This window comes from Ensifer sp. Root31, assembly GCF_001424825.1.
GTDB lineage: Bacteria > Pseudomonadota > Alphaproteobacteria > Rhizobiales > Rhizobiaceae > Ensifer > Ensifer canadensis.
The window spans coordinates 366,947-382,982 of record NZ_LMCO01000034.1 but is presented as its reverse complement, the minus strand read 5'-3'; the positions used below and the strand labels follow the sequence as shown (position 1 = coordinate 382,982).

General features: G+C 64.3%; 14 protein-coding genes and 2 pseudogenes. 5 read left to right on the top strand and 11 right to left on the bottom strand.

The window, feature by feature from the left end; genetic code table 11:
• The first annotated feature begins 1 nt into the window (after position 1).
• Genes ASD00_RS26325 through ASD00_RS26315 form a run of 3 tightly spaced genes read left to right on the top strand, consistent with a single transcriptional unit; the run spans position 2 to position 2,129 of the window.
• Positions 2 to 634, top strand: coding sequence for a precorrin-8X methylmutase (locus ASD00_RS26325; protein WP_025424935.1), 633 nt, complete (start codon positions 2 to 4; stop codon positions 632 to 634).
• Positions 631 to 1,368, top strand: a complete 738-nt coding sequence (locus ASD00_RS26320; protein WP_025424934.1) for a precorrin-2 C(20)-methyltransferase — start codon at positions 631 to 633, stop codon at positions 1,366 to 1,368. The genes ASD00_RS26325 and ASD00_RS26320 overlap by 4 nt, the downstream gene beginning before the upstream one ends.
• A complete protein-coding gene (locus ASD00_RS26315; protein WP_025424933.1) occupies positions 1,365 to 2,129 on the top strand; it encodes a precorrin-3B C(17)-methyltransferase in 765 nt (254 codons plus the stop codon). The genes ASD00_RS26320 and ASD00_RS26315 overlap by 4 nt, the downstream gene beginning before the upstream one ends.
• On the opposite strand, the gene ASD00_RS26310 is transcribed toward ASD00_RS26315, so the two are convergent.
• Entirely contained in the window at positions 2,108 to 2,893 is a 786-nt protein-coding gene (locus ASD00_RS26310) for a cobalt-precorrin-6A reductase (protein WP_038576517.1), read from the bottom strand. The two genes, ASD00_RS26315 and ASD00_RS26310, sit on opposite strands and share 22 nt — an antisense overlap.
• Here ASD00_RS26310 and cbiE point away from each other — a divergent pair.
• Both cbiE and cobM read left to right on the top strand, forming a co-directional pair.
• Positions 2,862 to 4,103 (top strand): precorrin-6y C5,15-methyltransferase (decarboxylating) subunit CbiE, encoded by a 1,242-nt coding sequence (gene cbiE / locus ASD00_RS26305; RefSeq protein ID WP_107028392.1) that lies wholly within the window; start codon positions 2,862 to 2,864, stop codon positions 4,101 to 4,103. The two genes, ASD00_RS26310 and cbiE, sit on opposite strands and share 32 nt — an antisense overlap.
• A 164-nt stretch (positions 4,104 to 4,267) precedes the next feature.
• Entirely contained in the window at positions 4,268 to 5,026 is a 759-nt protein-coding gene (gene cobM / locus ASD00_RS26300) for a precorrin-4 C(11)-methyltransferase (RefSeq protein WP_025424931.1), read from the top strand.
• Between the two features lie 2 nt (positions 5,027 to 5,028).
• On the opposite strand, the gene mnhG is transcribed toward cobM, so the two are convergent.
• From mnhG to ASD00_RS26255, 10 genes and pseudogenes are all read right to left on the bottom strand, one after another.
• Positions 5,029 to 5,400 carry a monovalent cation/H(+) antiporter subunit G gene (gene mnhG / locus ASD00_RS26295; RefSeq protein ID WP_025424930.1) on the bottom strand — a complete coding sequence of 124 codons (372 nt, stop codon included), beginning with the start codon at positions 5,398 to 5,400 and terminating at the stop codon, positions 5,029 to 5,031.
• Positions 5,397 to 5,678 carry a K+/H+ antiporter subunit F gene (locus ASD00_RS26290; protein ID WP_025424929.1) on the bottom strand — a complete coding sequence of 94 codons (282 nt, stop codon included), beginning with the start codon at positions 5,676 to 5,678 and terminating at the stop codon, positions 5,397 to 5,399. Before ASD00_RS26290 ends, mnhG begins: the two co-directional genes overlap by 4 nt.
• Positions 5,675 to 6,160, bottom strand: coding sequence for a Na+/H+ antiporter subunit E (locus ASD00_RS26285; RefSeq protein ID WP_025424928.1), 486 nt, complete (start codon positions 6,158 to 6,160; stop codon positions 5,675 to 5,677). The genes ASD00_RS26290 and ASD00_RS26285 overlap by 4 nt, the downstream gene beginning before the upstream one ends.
• Before the next feature lie 3 nt (positions 6,161 to 6,163).
• A complete protein-coding gene (locus ASD00_RS26280) occupies positions 6,164 to 7,807 on the bottom strand; it encodes a monovalent cation/H+ antiporter subunit D (protein ID WP_025424927.1) in 1,644 nt (547 codons plus the stop codon).
• Positions 7,776 to 8,123: a Na+/H+ antiporter subunit C gene (locus ASD00_RS26275; RefSeq protein WP_025428214.1), complete on the bottom strand. Its 348-nt coding sequence runs from the start codon at positions 8,121 to 8,123 to the stop codon at positions 7,776 to 7,778. Before ASD00_RS26275 ends, ASD00_RS26280 begins: the two co-directional genes overlap by 32 nt.
• Entirely contained in the window at positions 8,123 to 11,050 is a 2,928-nt protein-coding gene (locus tag ASD00_RS26270; RefSeq protein WP_337797751.1) for a monovalent cation/H+ antiporter subunit A, read from the bottom strand. Before ASD00_RS26270 ends, ASD00_RS26275 begins: the two co-directional genes overlap by 1 nt.
• Positions 11,051 to 11,292: 242 nt before the next feature.
• A pseudogene (locus ASD00_RS42550) lies at positions 11,293 to 12,894 on the bottom strand (diguanylate cyclase); the annotation flags it as partial.
• A gap of 443 nt (positions 12,895 to 13,337) precedes the next feature.
• Positions 13,338 to 13,595: pseudogene (locus tag ASD00_RS42545) on the bottom strand (CHASE domain-containing protein); the annotation flags it as partial.
• Positions 13,596 to 14,061: 466 nt separating this feature from the next.
• Positions 14,062 to 14,250: a DUF3008 family protein gene (locus ASD00_RS26260; protein WP_025424924.1), complete on the bottom strand. Its 189-nt coding sequence runs from the start codon at positions 14,248 to 14,250 to the stop codon at positions 14,062 to 14,064.
• Positions 14,251 to 14,422: 172 nt separating this feature from the next.
• Positions 14,423 to 16,036, bottom strand: coding sequence for a cisplatin damage response ATP-dependent DNA ligase (locus ASD00_RS26255; RefSeq protein WP_057210084.1), 1,614 nt, complete (start codon positions 16,034 to 16,036; stop codon positions 14,423 to 14,425).

The following is a 16,036-nucleotide window of genomic DNA, read 5'->3' as shown; positions in this document are numbered from 1 at the left end:
AATGCCTGAGTATGATTACATCCGGGATGGCAACGCCATCTATGAGCGTTCCTTCGCCATCATTCGGGCAGAAGCCGACCTTTCCGCCTTCTCCGAGGAGGAAGCCGATCTCGCGGTGCGCATGGTTCATGCCTGCGGCCTCGTCGAGGCGTCGAAGCAATTCGTGTTCTCTCCCGATTTCGTCACCGCTGCCCGCGGCGCCCTGAAGAACGGCGCGCCGATCCTCTGCGACGCCGAGATGGTGGCGCGGGGCGTAACGCGGGCGCGCCTGCCTGCAGGCAACGAGGTGATCTGTACGCTTCGCGATCCGCGCACCGCGGAACTGGCAGCCGAGATCGGCAATACCCGGTCGGCTGCGGCACTGAAGCTCTGGGGTGAGCACATGGCTGGTGCGGTCGTCGCGATCGGCAACGCGCCGACGGCGCTCTTCTATCTGCTCGAAATGCTGCGCGATGGCGCGCCGAAGCCGGCTGCGATCATCGGCATGCCGGTCGGTTTCGTAGGTGCTGCGGAATCGAAGGATGCGCTTGCCGAGAATTCCTATGGCGTGCCCTTCGCCATCGTGCGCGGTCGCCTCGGCGGCAGCGCCATGACGGCTGCAGCACTCAATTCGCTAGCGAGGCCGGGCCTGTGAGCGGGGCAGGCATGGGCCGGTTGATCGGCGTCGGCACAGGCCCCGGCGATCCGGAGCTGCTGACGGTCAAGGCCGTCAAGGCGCTGGGCGAGGCGGATGTGCTTGCCTATTTCGCCAAGGCAGGCCGCAGCGGCAATGGCCGCGCTGTTGTCGAGGGGCTGTTGAAGCCCGGTCTCATCGAATTGCCGCTCTACTATCCCGTGACCACCGAGATCGACAAGGACGACGGCGCCTACAAGAGCCAGATCACCGATTTCTACAACGCTTCTGCTGACGCAGTCGCCAGGCATCTCGAGGTCGGGCGGACCGTTGCGGTGCTGAGCGAGGGCGATCCGCTGTTCTATGGTTCCTACATGCATCTGCATGTGCGGCTTGCCGGGCGCTTCCCGGTCGAAGTCATCCCCGGTATCACCGCCATGTCCGGCTGCTGGTCGCTTGCCGGCTTGCCGCTGGTCCAGGGCGACGACGTCCTGTCGGTCCTGCCGGGCACCATGGCGGAAGGTGAGCTTGGACGACGCCTTGCCGATACCGAGGCCGCCGTCATCATGAAGGTCGGGCGCAACCTGCCGAAAATCCGCCGGGCGCTTGCCGCCTCCGGCCGGCTCGACCAGGCCGTCTATGTCGAGCGTGGCACGATGAAGAACGCGGCGATGACGGCACTTGCCGAAAAGCCCGATGACGAGGCGCCATACTTCTCGCTCGTGCTCGTTCCCGGGTGGAAGGACAGGCCATGACCGGCACGCTCTATGTCGTCGGCACGGGCCCCGGCAATGCCGAGCAGATGACGCCGGAGACGGCGCAGGCGGTCTCAAACGCGCAGGAATTCTTCGGCTACATCCCCTATCTCGATCGCCTCAACCTCAGGCCCGACCAGATGCGCATCGCGTCGGACAATCGCGAGGAGCTTGATCGCGCACAGGCGGCACTGACGCGCGCTGCTGCCGGCGCCAAGGTCTGCATGGTATCGGGCGGCGACCCCGGCGTCTTTGCCATGGCGGCTGCTGTCTGCGAAGCGATTGACAAGGGACCGGCGGAATGGAAGTCCGTCGATCTCGTGGTGACGCCCGGCGTCACCGCGATGCTGGCGGTTGCCGCGCGCATCGGCGCGCCGCTTGGCCATGATTTCTGCGCCATCTCGCTGTCCGACAACCTGAAGCCCTGGGAGGTCATCACCAAGCGGCTGAAGCTCACGGCGGAAGCCGGGCTGGTGATCGCGCTCTACAATCCGATCAGCAAGGCACGGCCCTGGCAGCTCGGCGAGGCCTTCGAAATCCTGCGCGGCGTGCTGCCGGCAACAGTGCCGGTGATCTTCGGTCGCGCCGCCGGCCGGCCGGATGAGCGCATCGCCGTCATGCCGCTCGGCGAGGCCGACGCCAGCCGCGCCGACATGGCGACATGCGTCATCATCGGTTCGTCGGAAACGCGCATCGTTGCGCGCGAAGGCAAGCCGGATCTGGTCTATACGCCGCGTTTCTATGCGGGAGACAGCCATTGATCGATGCGTTCGAGCGCGGCATCGCAGTCGCTCACCGACAGCACGTCGGTGGGCTTGCGGCGCTCGACCATGATCACCGCGATCCCCAGCCTGCGCGCAGCCGCGATCTTTCCATAAGTTGCGGCTCCGCCACTGTTCTTGGCGACGATGACGTCGATGCGATGAGCCCTAAGCAGATCGATCTCGTCCGTTTCGGCAAATGGGCCGGTGGCAAGGATCGCCGTCGCGTCCGGCAGTTTCAGGGGCGGGGTCACCGGGTCGACGCTGCGGATGACGTAGCTGTGCTGCGGCGCAGTCTCGAAATGAAAGGCCTCCTGCCGGCCGATGGCGAGAAAGACACGGCGCGGGGCGTCGCCAAGGGCCACGACCGCCTCCGCAACGGTGCCGACGCCGGTCCAGTTGTCGCCGGCTTCCGCTTGCCACTGCGGGCGCTGCAGGGCGAGCAGGCGCACCCGCGCAGCCTTTACCGCCGCGGCGGCGTTTTGGGAAATCCGGGCGGCGAAGGGGTGTGTCGCGTCGACGACCAGCGCGATCTGTTCGGCGTTGAGGAAGGCTGCGAGCCCCTCGGCGCCGCCAAAACCGCCGATGCGGGTCTTGACTGGCTGCGGGCGCGGATCGGCCGTACGGCCGGCAAGCGAGATCATGGTGTTGTAACGCATGTCACCGGCAAGGCGGGATGCCAGTTCGCGGGCCTCGGTCGTCCCGCCAAGAATGAGAATGCGAGGTTTTTCCATGGCTGAGGTGTCGAACAGCGATCCGGCCATCGTCTCCCCCTGGTTGACCATCATCGGCATAGGCGAGGATGGTGTAGCCGGTCTCGGCGACGAGGCCAAGCGGCTGATTGCCGCTGCGCCGGTCGTCTATGGCGGTGCCCGCCACATGGAGCTGACGCACTCGCTGATAAAGGGCGAGGGCCGCGTCTGGCAAAGCCCGTTCGGCCGCTCGGTCGAGGAGATCGTTGCGCGTCGCGGCAGCCCGGTGGTCGTGCTCGCCTCAGGTGATCCCTTCTTCTTCGGCGTCGGCGCCACGCTTGCGCGCCGCGTCGCCGCGCCTGAGATCCGCACGCTTCCGGCACCGTCCTCCTTCAGCCTTGCCGCCTCACGTCTCGGCTGGGCACTGCAGGAGGCAACGCTCGTTTCGCTGCACGGCCGGCCGATCGATCTAGTGCGGCCACACCTGCAGCCCGGCAACAGGGTGCTCGCTCTGACCTCGGATGGGGCGGGACCGAAGGCGCTCGCCGAGCTGCTCGCAACAAGCGGTTTCGGTCAGTCCAGGCTTACGGTTCTGGAGGCCCTTGGCGGCGCCGGCGAACGCGTGACGACGCAGATTGCCTCGCGCTTCATGCTGGGTCTGGTCCATCCGCTCAACGTCTGCGCCATCGAGGTGGCCGCTGATCAGGGCGGACGGGTGCTGCCGCTTTCGGCCGGGCGCGACGACACGCTGTTCGAACATGACGGCCAGATCACCAAGCGGGAGGTGCGGGCGCTGACCCTTTCGGCGCTGGCGCCGCGCAAGGGCGAGCTGCTCTGGGATATCGGCGCCGGTTCCGGCTCGATCGGCATCGAATGGATGCTGGCCGATCCGGCCATGCGGGCGATCGCCATCGAGGCCTCGCCGGAGCGCGCGGCGCGTGTCGGCCGCAATGCCGAGGCATTCGGCGTGCCCGGCCTTACCGTCGTCGAAGGCAAGGCGCCGGCGGCTCTCTCAGGCCTGTCGCGTCCCGATGCAATCTTTATCGGCGGTGGCGGCAGCGAGCCTGGCGTCATGGACGCAGCCGTTGCGGCGCTTGGCAGCGGCGGCCGGCTTGTCGCCAACGCGGTTACGACGGAAATGGAAGCGGTGCTGCTTCAACGCCACGCGCGGCTCGGCGGATCGCTGATCCGCATCGACATCGCCCGCGCCTCGCCGGTCGGCGGCATGACGGGATGGCGCCCGGCGATGCCGGTGACGCAATGGTCCTGGACCAAGGCCTAGAGCATGTCGCGCAAAAGTGTACCGCGGTTTTGCGACAACGGCACGCGAAAGAACATTCGCGCAAAAGGGCGGAGCGTTTTACGTCCGACTTGCGCAATTATGAGATGGCGTGGATCCACGATGCTGTGTGCAAAGGGGACGCTCCAAAACATTCGGAGAGACACATGACGGTACACTTCATCGGCGCCGGTCCGGGAGCGGCGGACCTGATCACGGTTCGCGGCCGCGATCTGATCGGGCGCTGCCCGGTCTGCCTTTATGCCGGCTCGATCGTCTCGCCGGAACTGCTGCAATATTGTCCGCCCGGCGCCCGCATCGTCGATACCGCGCCGATGTCGCTCGACGAGATCGAGGCGGAATATGTGCGCGCGGCGGAAGTCGGCGAGGATGTCGCCCGGCTTCATTCCGGGGACCTCTCGGTCTGGAGCGCGGTTGCCGAGCAGATCCGCCGGCTGGAAAAGCACGGCATCGGCTATACCATGACCCCCGGCGTGCCGGCCTTTGCCGCCGCGGCCGCGACGCTCGGTCGCGAGCTGACCATTCCGGCGGTCGCCCAGAGCCTGGTGCTGACGCGGGTTTCCGGTCGTGCCTCGCCGATGCCCAACACCGAGACGCTTGCCGGCTTCGGCGCCACCGGCTCGACCCTTGCCATCCATCTCGCCATCCATGCGCTCGACCAGGTCGTTGCGGAACTGACACCGCTCTATGGCGCCGAATGCCCGGTGGCGATCGTCGTCAAGGCGTCGTGGCCGGATGAACGGGTGGTGCGTGGCACGCTTGGCACCATCGCCGCCAAGGTGGCCGAGGAGCCGATCGAGCGCACCGCGCTGATCTTCGTCGGTCTGGGACTGGAAGCGTCGGATTTCCGCGAAAGCTCGCTCTACGATCCCGCCTATCAGCGCCGCTTCCGCGGGCGCGAGTAGGCCTACTCTGCGCTCTCTTCGGGCAGCGGCTTCTGTTTCAACGGAACGCCGCGGCGTTGCTCGACGCGGTCGCGATAAAGTGCTGCCTGGCCGAGCAGCATCAGCGTCACCGGCGTGGTCATGATGACGAAGACGATGATCAGCACTTCGTGGAACACCCAGCGGCTCTGCAGCACGGCAAAACAGATGATCGAGGCGGTGCAGATGAGGATGACGCCGCCGCTGGTGGCAAGGGTCGGCGCATGCAGGCGGGTGTAGAAATCCGGCAACCTCAGCAGGCCGAGCGAGCCGATCAGCGCAATCGCCGCGCCGAGAAGAACGAGCCCGCAGACGACAATGGCGGCCCAGGTCGGAAGGTCGGTCAGATGGCTCATTCGATCAACTCCCCGCGCATCAGGAACTTGCCGAAGGCGATCGACGAGACGAAGCCGATCAGCGCGACGATCAGCGCCGATTCGAAATAAAGGCTGTTGGCGGTGCGGATGCCGAAGGATAGCAGCATCAGCATGGCGTTGATGTAGAGCGTATCGAGGCCGAGGATGCGATCCTGCGCCCGCGGTCCCTTGACCATGCGGTAGAGCGCGAAGGCCATGGCAAGCCCGATCATGATCTGCGCGATCAGGATCGACCAGATGATTGCAAGCTCAGTCATCCGAACATCTCCTTCAAACCTGCCTCATAGCGCTTCACCGTCTGCAGCCAGATCTCCTCGTTTTCCATGTCGAGCACGTGGAAGAGCAGCGACTTCCGGCGGCGGTCGTATTCGAGCCACGCGGTGCCCGGCGTCGCCGTCATGATGCAGGCGAGCAGAGCAAGCGCGTTTTCGTCTTCGAGATCGAGGTCGACCGTCAGGAAGCCCGAGTTCGGCGCCCGCCGTCCGGCGCGCAGGATCACTAGCATGACGGCAATGTTGGAGCGGATGACGTCGACGACGACGCTGGCGCCGAAGCGCAGCGTGCGCAGGATCCGGCGCGGATGCGAGTGGGCGGGATTGAGCTTCAGCGTCACCCAGCCGAGCGCGACGCTCAATATCGTGCCCATGACGATCGTGCCGGGGGCGACCGACTGGTTGAGAAGCAGCCAGATGATGAGCAGGCCGACAGACAGCAGCGGGTAGGGGAACCAGGTGCGCATCGGTTACTGCCCTCCCGCACGTGGCGCCCTGAGGACGCGCTGGGTGTAGCCCGACGGGTCGAGCAGGGAATCGGCCGTTGCCTGCATGTAGTGCATCGTCGGCCCGGCCTGCAGGCTCAGGAAGATGCAGGCGCCGAGCAGCACGACGACGGGGGCAATCTCGATGACGAAGACGCGCGGCACGGTGTTTTCGATCGAGGCCCAGAAGGTGCGGATGCCGACGCGGTTCATGGCGATCATGGCGGAGAGGCCGGACAGGATCAGCAATGTGACGTAAGTCCAGTCGGCGGCAGAAATCGCCGGCGCGGCCTCGGGGCCGGAAAGGCCGAAGAGGCCGCTCAGGATCGCGAATTTGGCGACGAAACCCGAGAGCGGCGGCAGGCCGGCGAGCAGCAGCGCGCAGAGGCAGAAGCAGAGGCCGAGCACGGCCATGGTGCCGGGAATGGCGGCACCCGCTTCATCGACTTCCTCGTCCTCGTCGGCATCGCCATAGGCTTCCATCGTCACCGCCAGAACGTCGGCGCCGGCATCGCGGCCGCGCTCCACCAGTTCGATCAACAGGAAGAAGGCCGAGATCGTCAGCGTCGAACTGACGAGGTAGAACAGTGCACCGGCAATCATGCTGGAATGCCCGAGGCCGATCGCCGCCATCAGCGTGCCCGAAGAGACGAGCACCGAATAGGCGGCAAGCCGGGCCATCGCCTGCGAGGCGAGTACGCCGATGGCGCCGAAGGCGATGGTCAGCATGCCGCCGACCACCAGCAGAGTCTGGCCGAAGCCGGCGGACACCCCGGCATTGGCGCCAAAGACGAGCAGCGACAGCCGCAGGATGACGTAGATGCCGACTTTGGTCAGCACCGCAAAGACGGCCGCAACCGGTGGCGTTGCCGCCGAATAGGCGGTGGGCAACCAGAAGCTCAACGGCCACATGCCGGCCTTGACCAGAAAGGCGACGCCGAGCACGCCGGCGCCAACTTCGACCATCTGGCGGTTCTCTGGCGAGATGGTCGCAAGCTTGACCGCGAGGTCGGCCATGTTGAGCGTGCCGGTCGCGCCATAGATCAGGCTGACACCGATCAGGAACAGCGACGAGGCGGCAAGGTTGATCGCGACATAATGCAGGCCGGCCTTGACGCGCAGCGGGCCCGAGCCGTGCAGCAGCAGGCCGTAGGAGGCCGCGAGCATGATTTCGAAGAAGACGAAGAGATTGAACAGATCCCCCGTCAGGAAGGCACCGTTGAGCCCGGCGATCAGCAGCTGGAACAGCGAGTGGAAGTGATGGCCGGCGGTGTGCCAGCGGGCGATCGAATAGACCTGGGCGGCGAGCGCCAGGCCGCTCGTCAGGCAGAGCATCAGCGCGGAGAGCCGGTCGAGCACCAGTACGATGCCGAACGGCGCCGGCCAGTTGCCGAGCTGGTAGACGCTTGTGCCCGCAAGAAAGCCTTCCGTCGAGGCGCTAGCGCGCATCAGCACCATCGAGAGCACGAAGAGGGCGAGCGTCGAGACGAAGCCCATCACGCCCTTGGCCATGCGGTTGCGCTCGTCGATCGGGATCATCGCCGCGCCGACCATCAGCGGCAAGAGGATCGGCAGGATCATCAGGTGGTGCAGCCAATCAGTCACTGCGCTGCTCCCTTCCATCGACATGGTCGGTGCCGGTGAAGCCGCGCGAGGCGAGCAGTACGACGAGGAAGAGCGCCGTCATGGCAAAGCCGATGACGATCGCGGTCAGCACCAGCGCCTGCGGCACAGGATCGGTGTAGCGCGAGAGATCGCCGACGCCGCCGGGCTCGAGAATGGGGGGCGCATTCACGCGCAGCCGACCCATGCTGAAGATGAAGAGATTGACGGCATAGGAGAGCAGCGACAGGCCGATGATCACCTGGTAGGTGCGTGGGCGGAGCAGGAGATAGACGCCCGAGGCGGTGAGGACGCCGATGGCGGCAGACAGGATGATCTCCATTACTTCGCCTCCTTTCCGGCGCGAAGGACGGCACGGGCATGGGCACGCGGAGCGCGGATCGACTGGTGCGCAAGCGCGATCAGGATGAGCACGGTTGCCCCGACCACCAGCGAGAAGACGCCGAGGTCGAAGAGGATTGCGCTTGCCAGCGGGAATTTGCCGACGATCGGCAGGGTGACATATTGCGCGTGCGAGGTCAGGAACGGATAGCCGAACAGCCACGAACCGATGCCGGTTGCCGCCGCGACGATGATGCCGATGCTCATCCAGCGCAGCGGGTGGATGCGCAGCCGCTCCTCGACCCAGCGGGTGCCGCCCGACATGTATTGCAGGATGAAGCCGATCGACATGGCGATGCCGGCCGCAAAGCCGCCGCCCGGCAGGTCGTGGCCGCGCAGGAAGAGATAGGCGGCCAGCATGCCGCTGACCGGGAACATCCAGCGCATGATGACAGATGGAACGAACAGATATTCGGCGACGCTGTCGCCCTTTGCGCGATCGGGATGATCGTCGTCGAAGGCATTTTGGACCTGCTGCTGTACCGGCGCCTCAAGGCTGTCTGCCTGAGGACGGAAGCGCAGCAACAGTGCAAAGACGGTCAGGGCCACGATCGCCAGCACGGCGATTTCGCCGAGCGTGTCGAAGCCGCGGAAGTCGACGAGGATGACGTTGACGACATTGGTGCCGCCGCCTTCCTTGTGGGCACGCTCGAGGAAATAGCTGGCGATGGTTTCGGGCATTGGGCGGGTCATCACGGTGTAGGCGATCAGCGCCACGCCGCCGCCTGCGACAATGGCCAGCAGAAAGTCGCGCAGGCGCCGCAGACGGACGCGCAGCGACAGCAATTCTGATTCCTGCGTGTCCTCGATGCGCTTGGGCAGCCAGCGCAGGCCGAGCAGGATCAGCACAGTCGTGACGATCTCGACGAGGAGCTGGGTAACCGCAAGATCGGGGGCCGACAGCCAGACGAAGGTGATGCAGGTGACGAGACCGGCGCCGCCGAGAAGCACGAGTGCCGCCAGCCGGTGGAACTTTGCCTGGTAGGCGGCCCCAACCGCGCAGGCGATGCCGATCGCCCAGAGCAGGGCGAAGGCCGGATCGATGCCGCGCACCAGAAGCGGCGGCAGTTCGAAATGATTGAGCAGCAGCGGCAGGGCGCCGGCGACGATCGCGACGAAGACCAGGAACCGCATCTGCGGCTGCAGTCGGCGCGTGCCGAGCCTCTGTTCGAGCCAGCGCGCCCACTTCCACGACAGGGTCACCAGTACCCGCTCGAAGATGCGCTGGCCGTGCAGCAGGCGGAAGACCGGCGGCCCTTCGGTGCTGGTCGCCAGATAGTTCCCCATCAGGAAATAGAGGCCGATGCCACCGAGAAGCGCCACGAAGCTCATTATCAGCGGCAGGTTCCAGCCGTGCCAGACCGAAAGGTTGTACTGCGGGGTGCTGGCACCGAGGATAGACACGACGGCTGTGTGCAGGAACGGGCCGATGGTGATGGCCGGGATAATGCCGACGACGAGGCAGGCCAGCACCAGGAACTCGATCGGCGCCCGCATCCAGCGCGGCGGCTCATGCGGGATCTTGGGCAGATCGCTCGGCGTCGGGCCGAAGAAGACGCTGTGGATGAAGCGCAGCGAATAGGTCACCGCGAACATGCCGGCGAGCGTGGCGACATAGGGCGTCATCGTATCGAGCAAATTGGCCTGGTGCGTCTCGATCGCTTCGGCGAAGAACATTTCCTTGGAGATGAAACCGTTCAACAGCGGCACGCCGGCCATCGCGGCGCTGGCGACCATGGCGAGCATTGCGGTTCCCGGCATGTAGCGTATGAGCCCGCCGAGCTTGCGCATGTCGCGCGTTCCGGTCTCATGGTCGATGATGCCGGCCGCCATGAACAGTGATGCCTTGAAGGTCGCGTGATTGACGATGTGGAAGACGGCGGCGACCGCCGCGAGCGGACTTCCGAGGCTGAGCAGCACCGTGATCAGGCCCAGGTGGCTGATGGTCGAATAGGCCAGAAGCCCCTTCAGATCCTGCTGGAAGATGGCGAAGTAAGCGCCGAGCAGTAGTGTCGTCAGGCCGGCGAGCCCGACGATCCAGAACCAGGCCTCGGTGCCGGCCATCACAGGCCAGAACCGGACGAGCAGGAACACGCCTGCCTTCACCATCGTCGCCGAATGCAGATAGGCGGAGACGGGGGTTGGTGCTGCCATCGCGTGCGGCAGCCAGAAATGGAACGGGAACTGCGCGCTCTTGGTCAAGGCCCCGAGCAGGATCAGGACCAGCATCGTGACATAGAGTGGGTGGTTGCGGATCGTATCGCCGGAGGCAAGCACGACGTCGAGGTCGTAGCTGCCGACGACGCGGCCCATGATCAAAAGCCCGACAAGCATGCAGAGCCCGCCCATGCCGGTCATCGTCAGCGCCATGCGCGCACCGTCGCGGGCGTGGGCATTGTGGTGCCAATAGCCGATCAGCAGGAAGGAGACGATGCTCGTCAGCTCCCAGAAGACCGCAAGCAGGATCAGATTGCCGGAGAGAACGACGCCCAGCATCGACCCCATGAAGGCGAGAAACAGGGCAAAGAAGCGCGGTACCGGATCCTCTGCCGCCATGTAGTAGCGGGCGTAGAGCACGACGAGCACGCCGATTGCGGTCACCAGCACCGTGAACAACCAGGCAAAGCCGTCCATTCTCAAGGTGAAGTTGAGGCCGAGCTCGGGCATCCAGGCAAGTTCATAGCGAAGAACGCCGCCGGAGGTGACGAAGGGGTAGAGGCAAACCGCAACGAGGAAGCAGAGCAGCGCGATCGCGCCTGCGAACCAGGCCGTTGCGCCGCGTTGATCGGACGGAAAGAAGATTGCAATGAGGCTCCCCGCAAACGGGGCTAGGATGAAGACAGAAAGCAATTTCCCCGCGTATTCGATCGTATCGTTCCCTTCTCTTGGGCATATTGGAGATTGGGTGCCGAAGCCCCTCAAGGACCATCGCTGACGCAACGGTCGCAGACGACGCCGTCATGGTCCGCATAGCGGTAACAGCCGTATGTTTTTATGACGATTTTCCCGGGGGCTGCCAAGCCTCGATGGCGGGAAAAATGTGAGATCGCGTCATTTTTGGCCAGCTCGAGCGCGCGCCGAACTGTCGCAGCCGACCGAAGGTGGCGTCAGGCGGCCTGCCACCTACGCTCGAAAACAAAGGTCGCAAGATCGTTGGCGCTCATCGGCCGGGCAAAGGCATAGCCCTGAAGGCCGTGGCAGCCGAGCTCCTGCAGAATGCGGGCGTGCTCGAGCGTTTCGACGCCCTCGGCGATCACCTCGATGCCGAGCGAGGTGCCGATATCGATGATCGATTCGACGAGGCGCCTTTCGGCCGGCGAGTTCAGGATCGGCAAAATCAGCTGGCGATCGATTTTCAGGCGCCGCGGGGTCAGCTTCAGCAGGCTGAGGATGGAGGCATAGCCGGTGCCGAAATCGTCGATCTCGATATCGATGCCGAGTTCCTTGATCCGGCGAATGTTGGACAGCACCGTGACGTCGCTCTCGTCGAAGGAGATCGATTCCAGCAACTCGAAGGACAGGCGGCCGCGCGGGATCTGCAGCTGTTCGAGACGGCCGATCAGCCCCTCGTCGTGCAGGCGGGCATAGGAGAGGTTGACCGAGATCTTCGGGATGTGGATGCCATTGGCCTCCCAGCGATAGATCTGGAACAGCGCCTGCTCCAGGATCGCCTGGTCGATGGAGGCGACGACGTTGATGTCTTCGGCGGTCTTGAGAAAGGTGTGGGGACCCAGCAATCCCTTGGTCGGGTGGTCCCAACGTGCAAGCGCCTCGACGCCGATGACCTCAAGCGTGTTCGGGCAGAACTGCGGCTGGAAATGCGCGATGAATTCCTTGTGTTCCAGACCGCGAAGGATCTCGTCGGCGGTCTGCTTGGTCTTGAACACGGCAGTCTTCAGGTCGCCGGTGAAGGTCTCGTGCCGATTGCGGCCGCGGCGCTTGGCCTCGTAAAGGGCGATGTCGGCATTGACGAGGATCTGCGCCAGGTCGTCGGTCGGCTTGGTCTGCGCCGCGATGCCGATGCTGACGCCAATGCGGCATTCCTGGTCCTTGTAGCGAACCGGAACGCTCATTGCCTCGATGATGCATGACGCCAGCCGGGCGTCGGGCTCGGCGCTGTCCTCCGGGCGGACGAGGACGAATTCGTCGCCGCCGATGGAGCGACAAAGTCCTTCTCCTTGGCGTTGGTGCGCAGCAGTTCGGCTGCATGCCGCAGGATTTCGTCACCGGCCGCATGCCCCAGCGTGTCGTTGATCTGTTTGAAGCGATCGAGATCCATATGAAAGATGCTGAGCCTTGCCTCCGCTTCGAAGTGATGGCTTCTGTCTGCGAGTACCTGGTCGAGGAAGCGCCGGTTCGGCAGGCCGGTCAGCGGATCGTGCAGGGCATTGAACTCCATGCGGTAGCGCGCGGCCTCCAGTTCGGCGCTGTGCGCCTCGGCCTGGCGCTTGGCTTCCGACAGGGTTGCGCGGGTCTTGATGTCGGCGGTCACGTCCCAGTTGACGCCGACGATCTTCTTGCGCCCATCGGCGCCGTCATAGGTCGAGCCGATGGCGCGGATATGCCGGATGGTGTCATCCGGTAGCCGGATTCGAAACTCGGAATTGTAGGCGCTGCCCGCCGCAAGGGCTTCGGCGAACTCCTCTTCCGCGCGGTCAATGTCGTCGGGATGCAAGGTCGTCTTCCAGTCGTCATAGGCCTTGCGCACCGATCCGGTCTTTCCGTAGAGCTCCTTCATCCGCTCGTCCCAGAGCAGCTTGCCGCTGGCGATGTCGAGTTCCCAGATGCCGATCTGCGAGCTGTCGAGCGCGATCTTCAGGCGGTGCGACAGTTCCTGCAATTGCGCCTTGCTGTGCCTGAGGGCGCGAATATTGTTCTGCCGCTCGCTCATCAGCCGGCCCGTCAGCAGCATCGGCAGGATGATCATCAGGCCGCCGGCAACGATCAGCGCGCGGATGAACCAGGCATTGCGGGGCGTGTGCGGCCAGCCGCCTTTGGGAACGGCGGCGATGTGCCAGGAGCCGCCGGGAAGCAGGACGGTCATATCAACCGGCGCCTGACCAAAAACCTTGGGGTCGCCGAAGAAGGCCGTTCCACTGCTGCCCGTCCCGTCGCGGCCGGTCATCGCGATATCAATGCCCAGCTTGGAAGAGAGGAGACCGCTGTCATTGTAGAGACGATCGACATCGATGACGGCAGAGACGATGCCCCAGAAGCGATTGCTGCCTCCGCCGGCATCGATCGATACCGGGAAGCGGCCAATCAGTCCGCGCCCGCCCTGCACGAGATCCACCGGGCCGGCGAGAACCATCTTGCCGGTGTCCCTTACCTTCATGACGGCGGCGCGCTGGGCATCGTTCTTGCGGTAATCGAGCCCGATCGCCCTTTCATTGCCCTGCAAGGGATAGGCCATGCGCACGATGAGGTTCGGCGCCGCGGCGATGCTGCGCAGCTGCGAGCGCTCTGTGAAGATGCTGCGCGAAAGAGCTGCAAAACGCTCCTGGTCCATACCCGGTTCGGTCACGATGGTGCCGATCAGGCCCCGTACGAGCTGGATATTGCCGTTGATGCTGGCCTCGAGTTTGGAGCGGATCGGGTTGAGCTCGTCGGCGACTTGAGATCGCATGCGGGCTTCGGAGACCACCTGGTTCTGATTGTCCGCAAGAATGCCGGCCGCGAGAACAACGAAAGAGGCGATGATCGCGGGAAGGTAGTTCGGCGTCAGAACTCTGGAAAGTTTCTTCTTCCCGAGGTGGAAGATATGTCTGGCAAGCACAAGATCACCCCGGCGGTGTGCGAATGATACGAAACGACCGGGATGATCCCAAATTGGTATTAACAATTGTGTTTTAGTTCCGGCTTTTATGCTTGCCGGGAGGTCATTTTGCCGTCTTCCGCTCGGGCAGTTTCTTGCGCTTGGTTTCCGCAAGTTCTTCAAGCTCGCTTTCGGTCATGGATTTTTCCATTTCGCGTGACGCGCCCTTGAGTTCGGATTTCTTCATGTCTCCGCGTTTGGCGGCAAGGGCTGCACCGGCCGCCTTTTGCTGTGCCTTGGATTTTGCAGGCATGTCGCATCTCCTTGCGTGCGTTCGAATAGCTCAAACGCCGATCGATCGCGCCGGTTCCGCGCTTTACAGCGCCGTGCGTCAAATAAGACGCGCGAAGGACGCTGTAACGCTTTAAATTTGCTACATAATTTTATCCTTAAACCGGATCCGATTTAAGGAATTATGCAGTCGATCACGATCTGCCATCGATCATCGCCTGCAAGGTCTCCAGCCGGTCGGCCTCATGCGGGAGCTTGTCCTGACGCAGCCGTGCAATACGGGGAAAGCGCATGGCAACGCCCGACTTGTGCCGGGTCGACCGGTTCAGCCCCTCGAAGGCGACCTCGACGACGAAGCCGAAATCGGGTTCGGCCCGCACGGCCCGGACCGGGCCGAAGCGCTCGATGGTATTATCCCGGACGAAGCGGTCGAGAATTTCCAGTTCGGCATCGGTAAAGCCGAAATAGGCCTTGCCCACCGGCACCAGCGTTTCCGTGCCGTCGATCTTAGTCCAGACGCCGAAGGTGAAATCGGAATAGTAGCTGGAGCGCTTGCCGTGGCCGCGCTGCGCATACATCAGCACCGCATCGACGTTAAAGGGCGCGCGCTTCCATTTGAACCAGGGACCCTTGGCGCGGCCGGCGGTATAGGGCGAATCCAGCCGCTTCAGCATGATGCCTTCGATGACGGGATCGGGCGGATCGGATCGGAGCTGGTCGAGTTCCTCCCAGGAGGAAAACGGCACGAGCGGGGACAGGTCGAAATGCTGCGGCGAGGCCCGTTCGACAAGGTCGCTCAATATCGCCCGTCGTGCCAGGAAACCCTCCGCCCGAACGTCGGTTTCGCCCGCAAAGAGCACGTCGTAGGCGCGGATGAAGGCGGGGTATTCGTCCAGCATCTTGCGGCTGACGGACTTGCGGTTCAGCCGTTGCTGCAGGTCAGAAAAGGTCCGGGTGGCACGGTTGGTGCGGGCGGTGCCTCCGACCAGCAGTTCGCCGTCGATGATGCCGGAAAAGTCGGCCGCCTCCAGCACATCAGGGAAGGCACCGGAGATTTCGTCGCCGCTGCGCGAGTAGAGCCGTGTGGTCCCACCGATATTGGCGAGCTGCACGCGGATGCCGTCCCACTTCCATTCGGCGGCAAAATCCTTCGGGTCGAGCCCGTCGAGGTCGCCTTCGCCGACAGGAGTGGCAAGCATCACCGAATGGAAGACGGCGGGCGTCGAAAGCACCGGCCTTTCCGCCTCTCCCGCCAGCCATTGGAAGAGCGGCAGATAGGGCGGAGCGAGCCCGTGCCAGAGAGTTTCGATTTCGCTGACGTCCTTTCCACCCATCTCGGCCAGAGCCTGCTTTGCGAGCTTGGCGGAGACGCCGATGCGCAGGCCGCCGGTCACGAGTTTCAGGAAGGCGAAGCGCGCCGATGTGTCGAGCCGGTCGAGCATGTCGCGAACGACACTGCGCACATTGGCGCGGCCGGTCGCCTGCAGCTTTTCGATCGCGTCGCCGAGCGGAATGTCGTCGGGCACCACGCCTGCAGGCGGCTCCCAGACCAGCGACACGGTCTCGGCAAGGTCACCGACATAATCGTAGGAATAGCGGAACAGCACCTCGTCCATGCGTTCGAGCAGAAGGTCACGGATCATCGCCGGCTTGACGGTTGCAAGCGAGAGCGTGCCGGCGATCGCGGCGAGCGCATAGCCGCGGCTCGGATCAGATGTAGTGCGGAAATAATCCGCCAGCAGCCGGATCTTGGCGTTGCGCTGCGGGGTGAGCACGAGGCGGTCGAGCAGTTCGGCGAAGGCCTTCAT

Coding starts and splice junctions, on each gene's coding strand:
- ASD00_RS26325 (WP_025424935.1), top strand. CDS start 2: ATGCCTGAGTATGATTACATCCGGGATGGCAACGCCATCTATGAGCGT.
- ASD00_RS26310 (WP_038576517.1), bottom strand. CDS start 2,893: ATGGCCGGATCGCTGTTCGACACCTCAGCCATGGAAAAACCTCGCATT.
- mnhG (WP_025424930.1), bottom strand. CDS start 5,400: ATGAGCCATCTGACCGACCTTCCGACCTGGGCCGCCATTGTCGTCTGC.
- ASD00_RS26315 (WP_025424933.1), top strand. CDS start 1,365: ATGACCGGCACGCTCTATGTCGTCGGCACGGGCCCCGGCAATGCCGAG.
- ASD00_RS26260 (WP_025424924.1), bottom strand. CDS start 14,250: ATGCCTGCAAAATCCAAGGCACAGCAAAAGGCGGCCGGTGCAGCCCTT.
- cbiE (WP_107028392.1), top strand. CDS start 2,862: ATGGCTGAGGTGTCGAACAGCGATCCGGCCATCGTCTCCCCCTGGTTG.
- ASD00_RS26255 (WP_057210084.1), bottom strand. CDS start 16,036: ATGAAGGCCTTCGCCGAACTGCTCGACCGCCTCGTGCTCACCCCGCAG.
- ASD00_RS26280 (WP_025424927.1), bottom strand. CDS start 7,807: ATGTCGATGGAAGGGAGCAGCGCAGTGACTGATTGGCTGCACCACCTG.
- cobM (WP_025424931.1), top strand. CDS start 4,268: ATGACGGTACACTTCATCGGCGCCGGTCCGGGAGCGGCGGACCTGATC.
- ASD00_RS26275 (WP_025428214.1), bottom strand. CDS start 8,123: ATGGAGATCATCCTGTCTGCCGCCATCGGCGTCCTCACCGCCTCGGGC.
- ASD00_RS26285 (WP_025424928.1), bottom strand. CDS start 6,160: ATGCGCACCTGGTTCCCCTACCCGCTGCTGTCTGTCGGCCTGCTCATC.
- ASD00_RS26290 (WP_025424929.1), bottom strand. CDS start 5,678: ATGACTGAGCTTGCAATCATCTGGTCGATCCTGATCGCGCAGATCATG.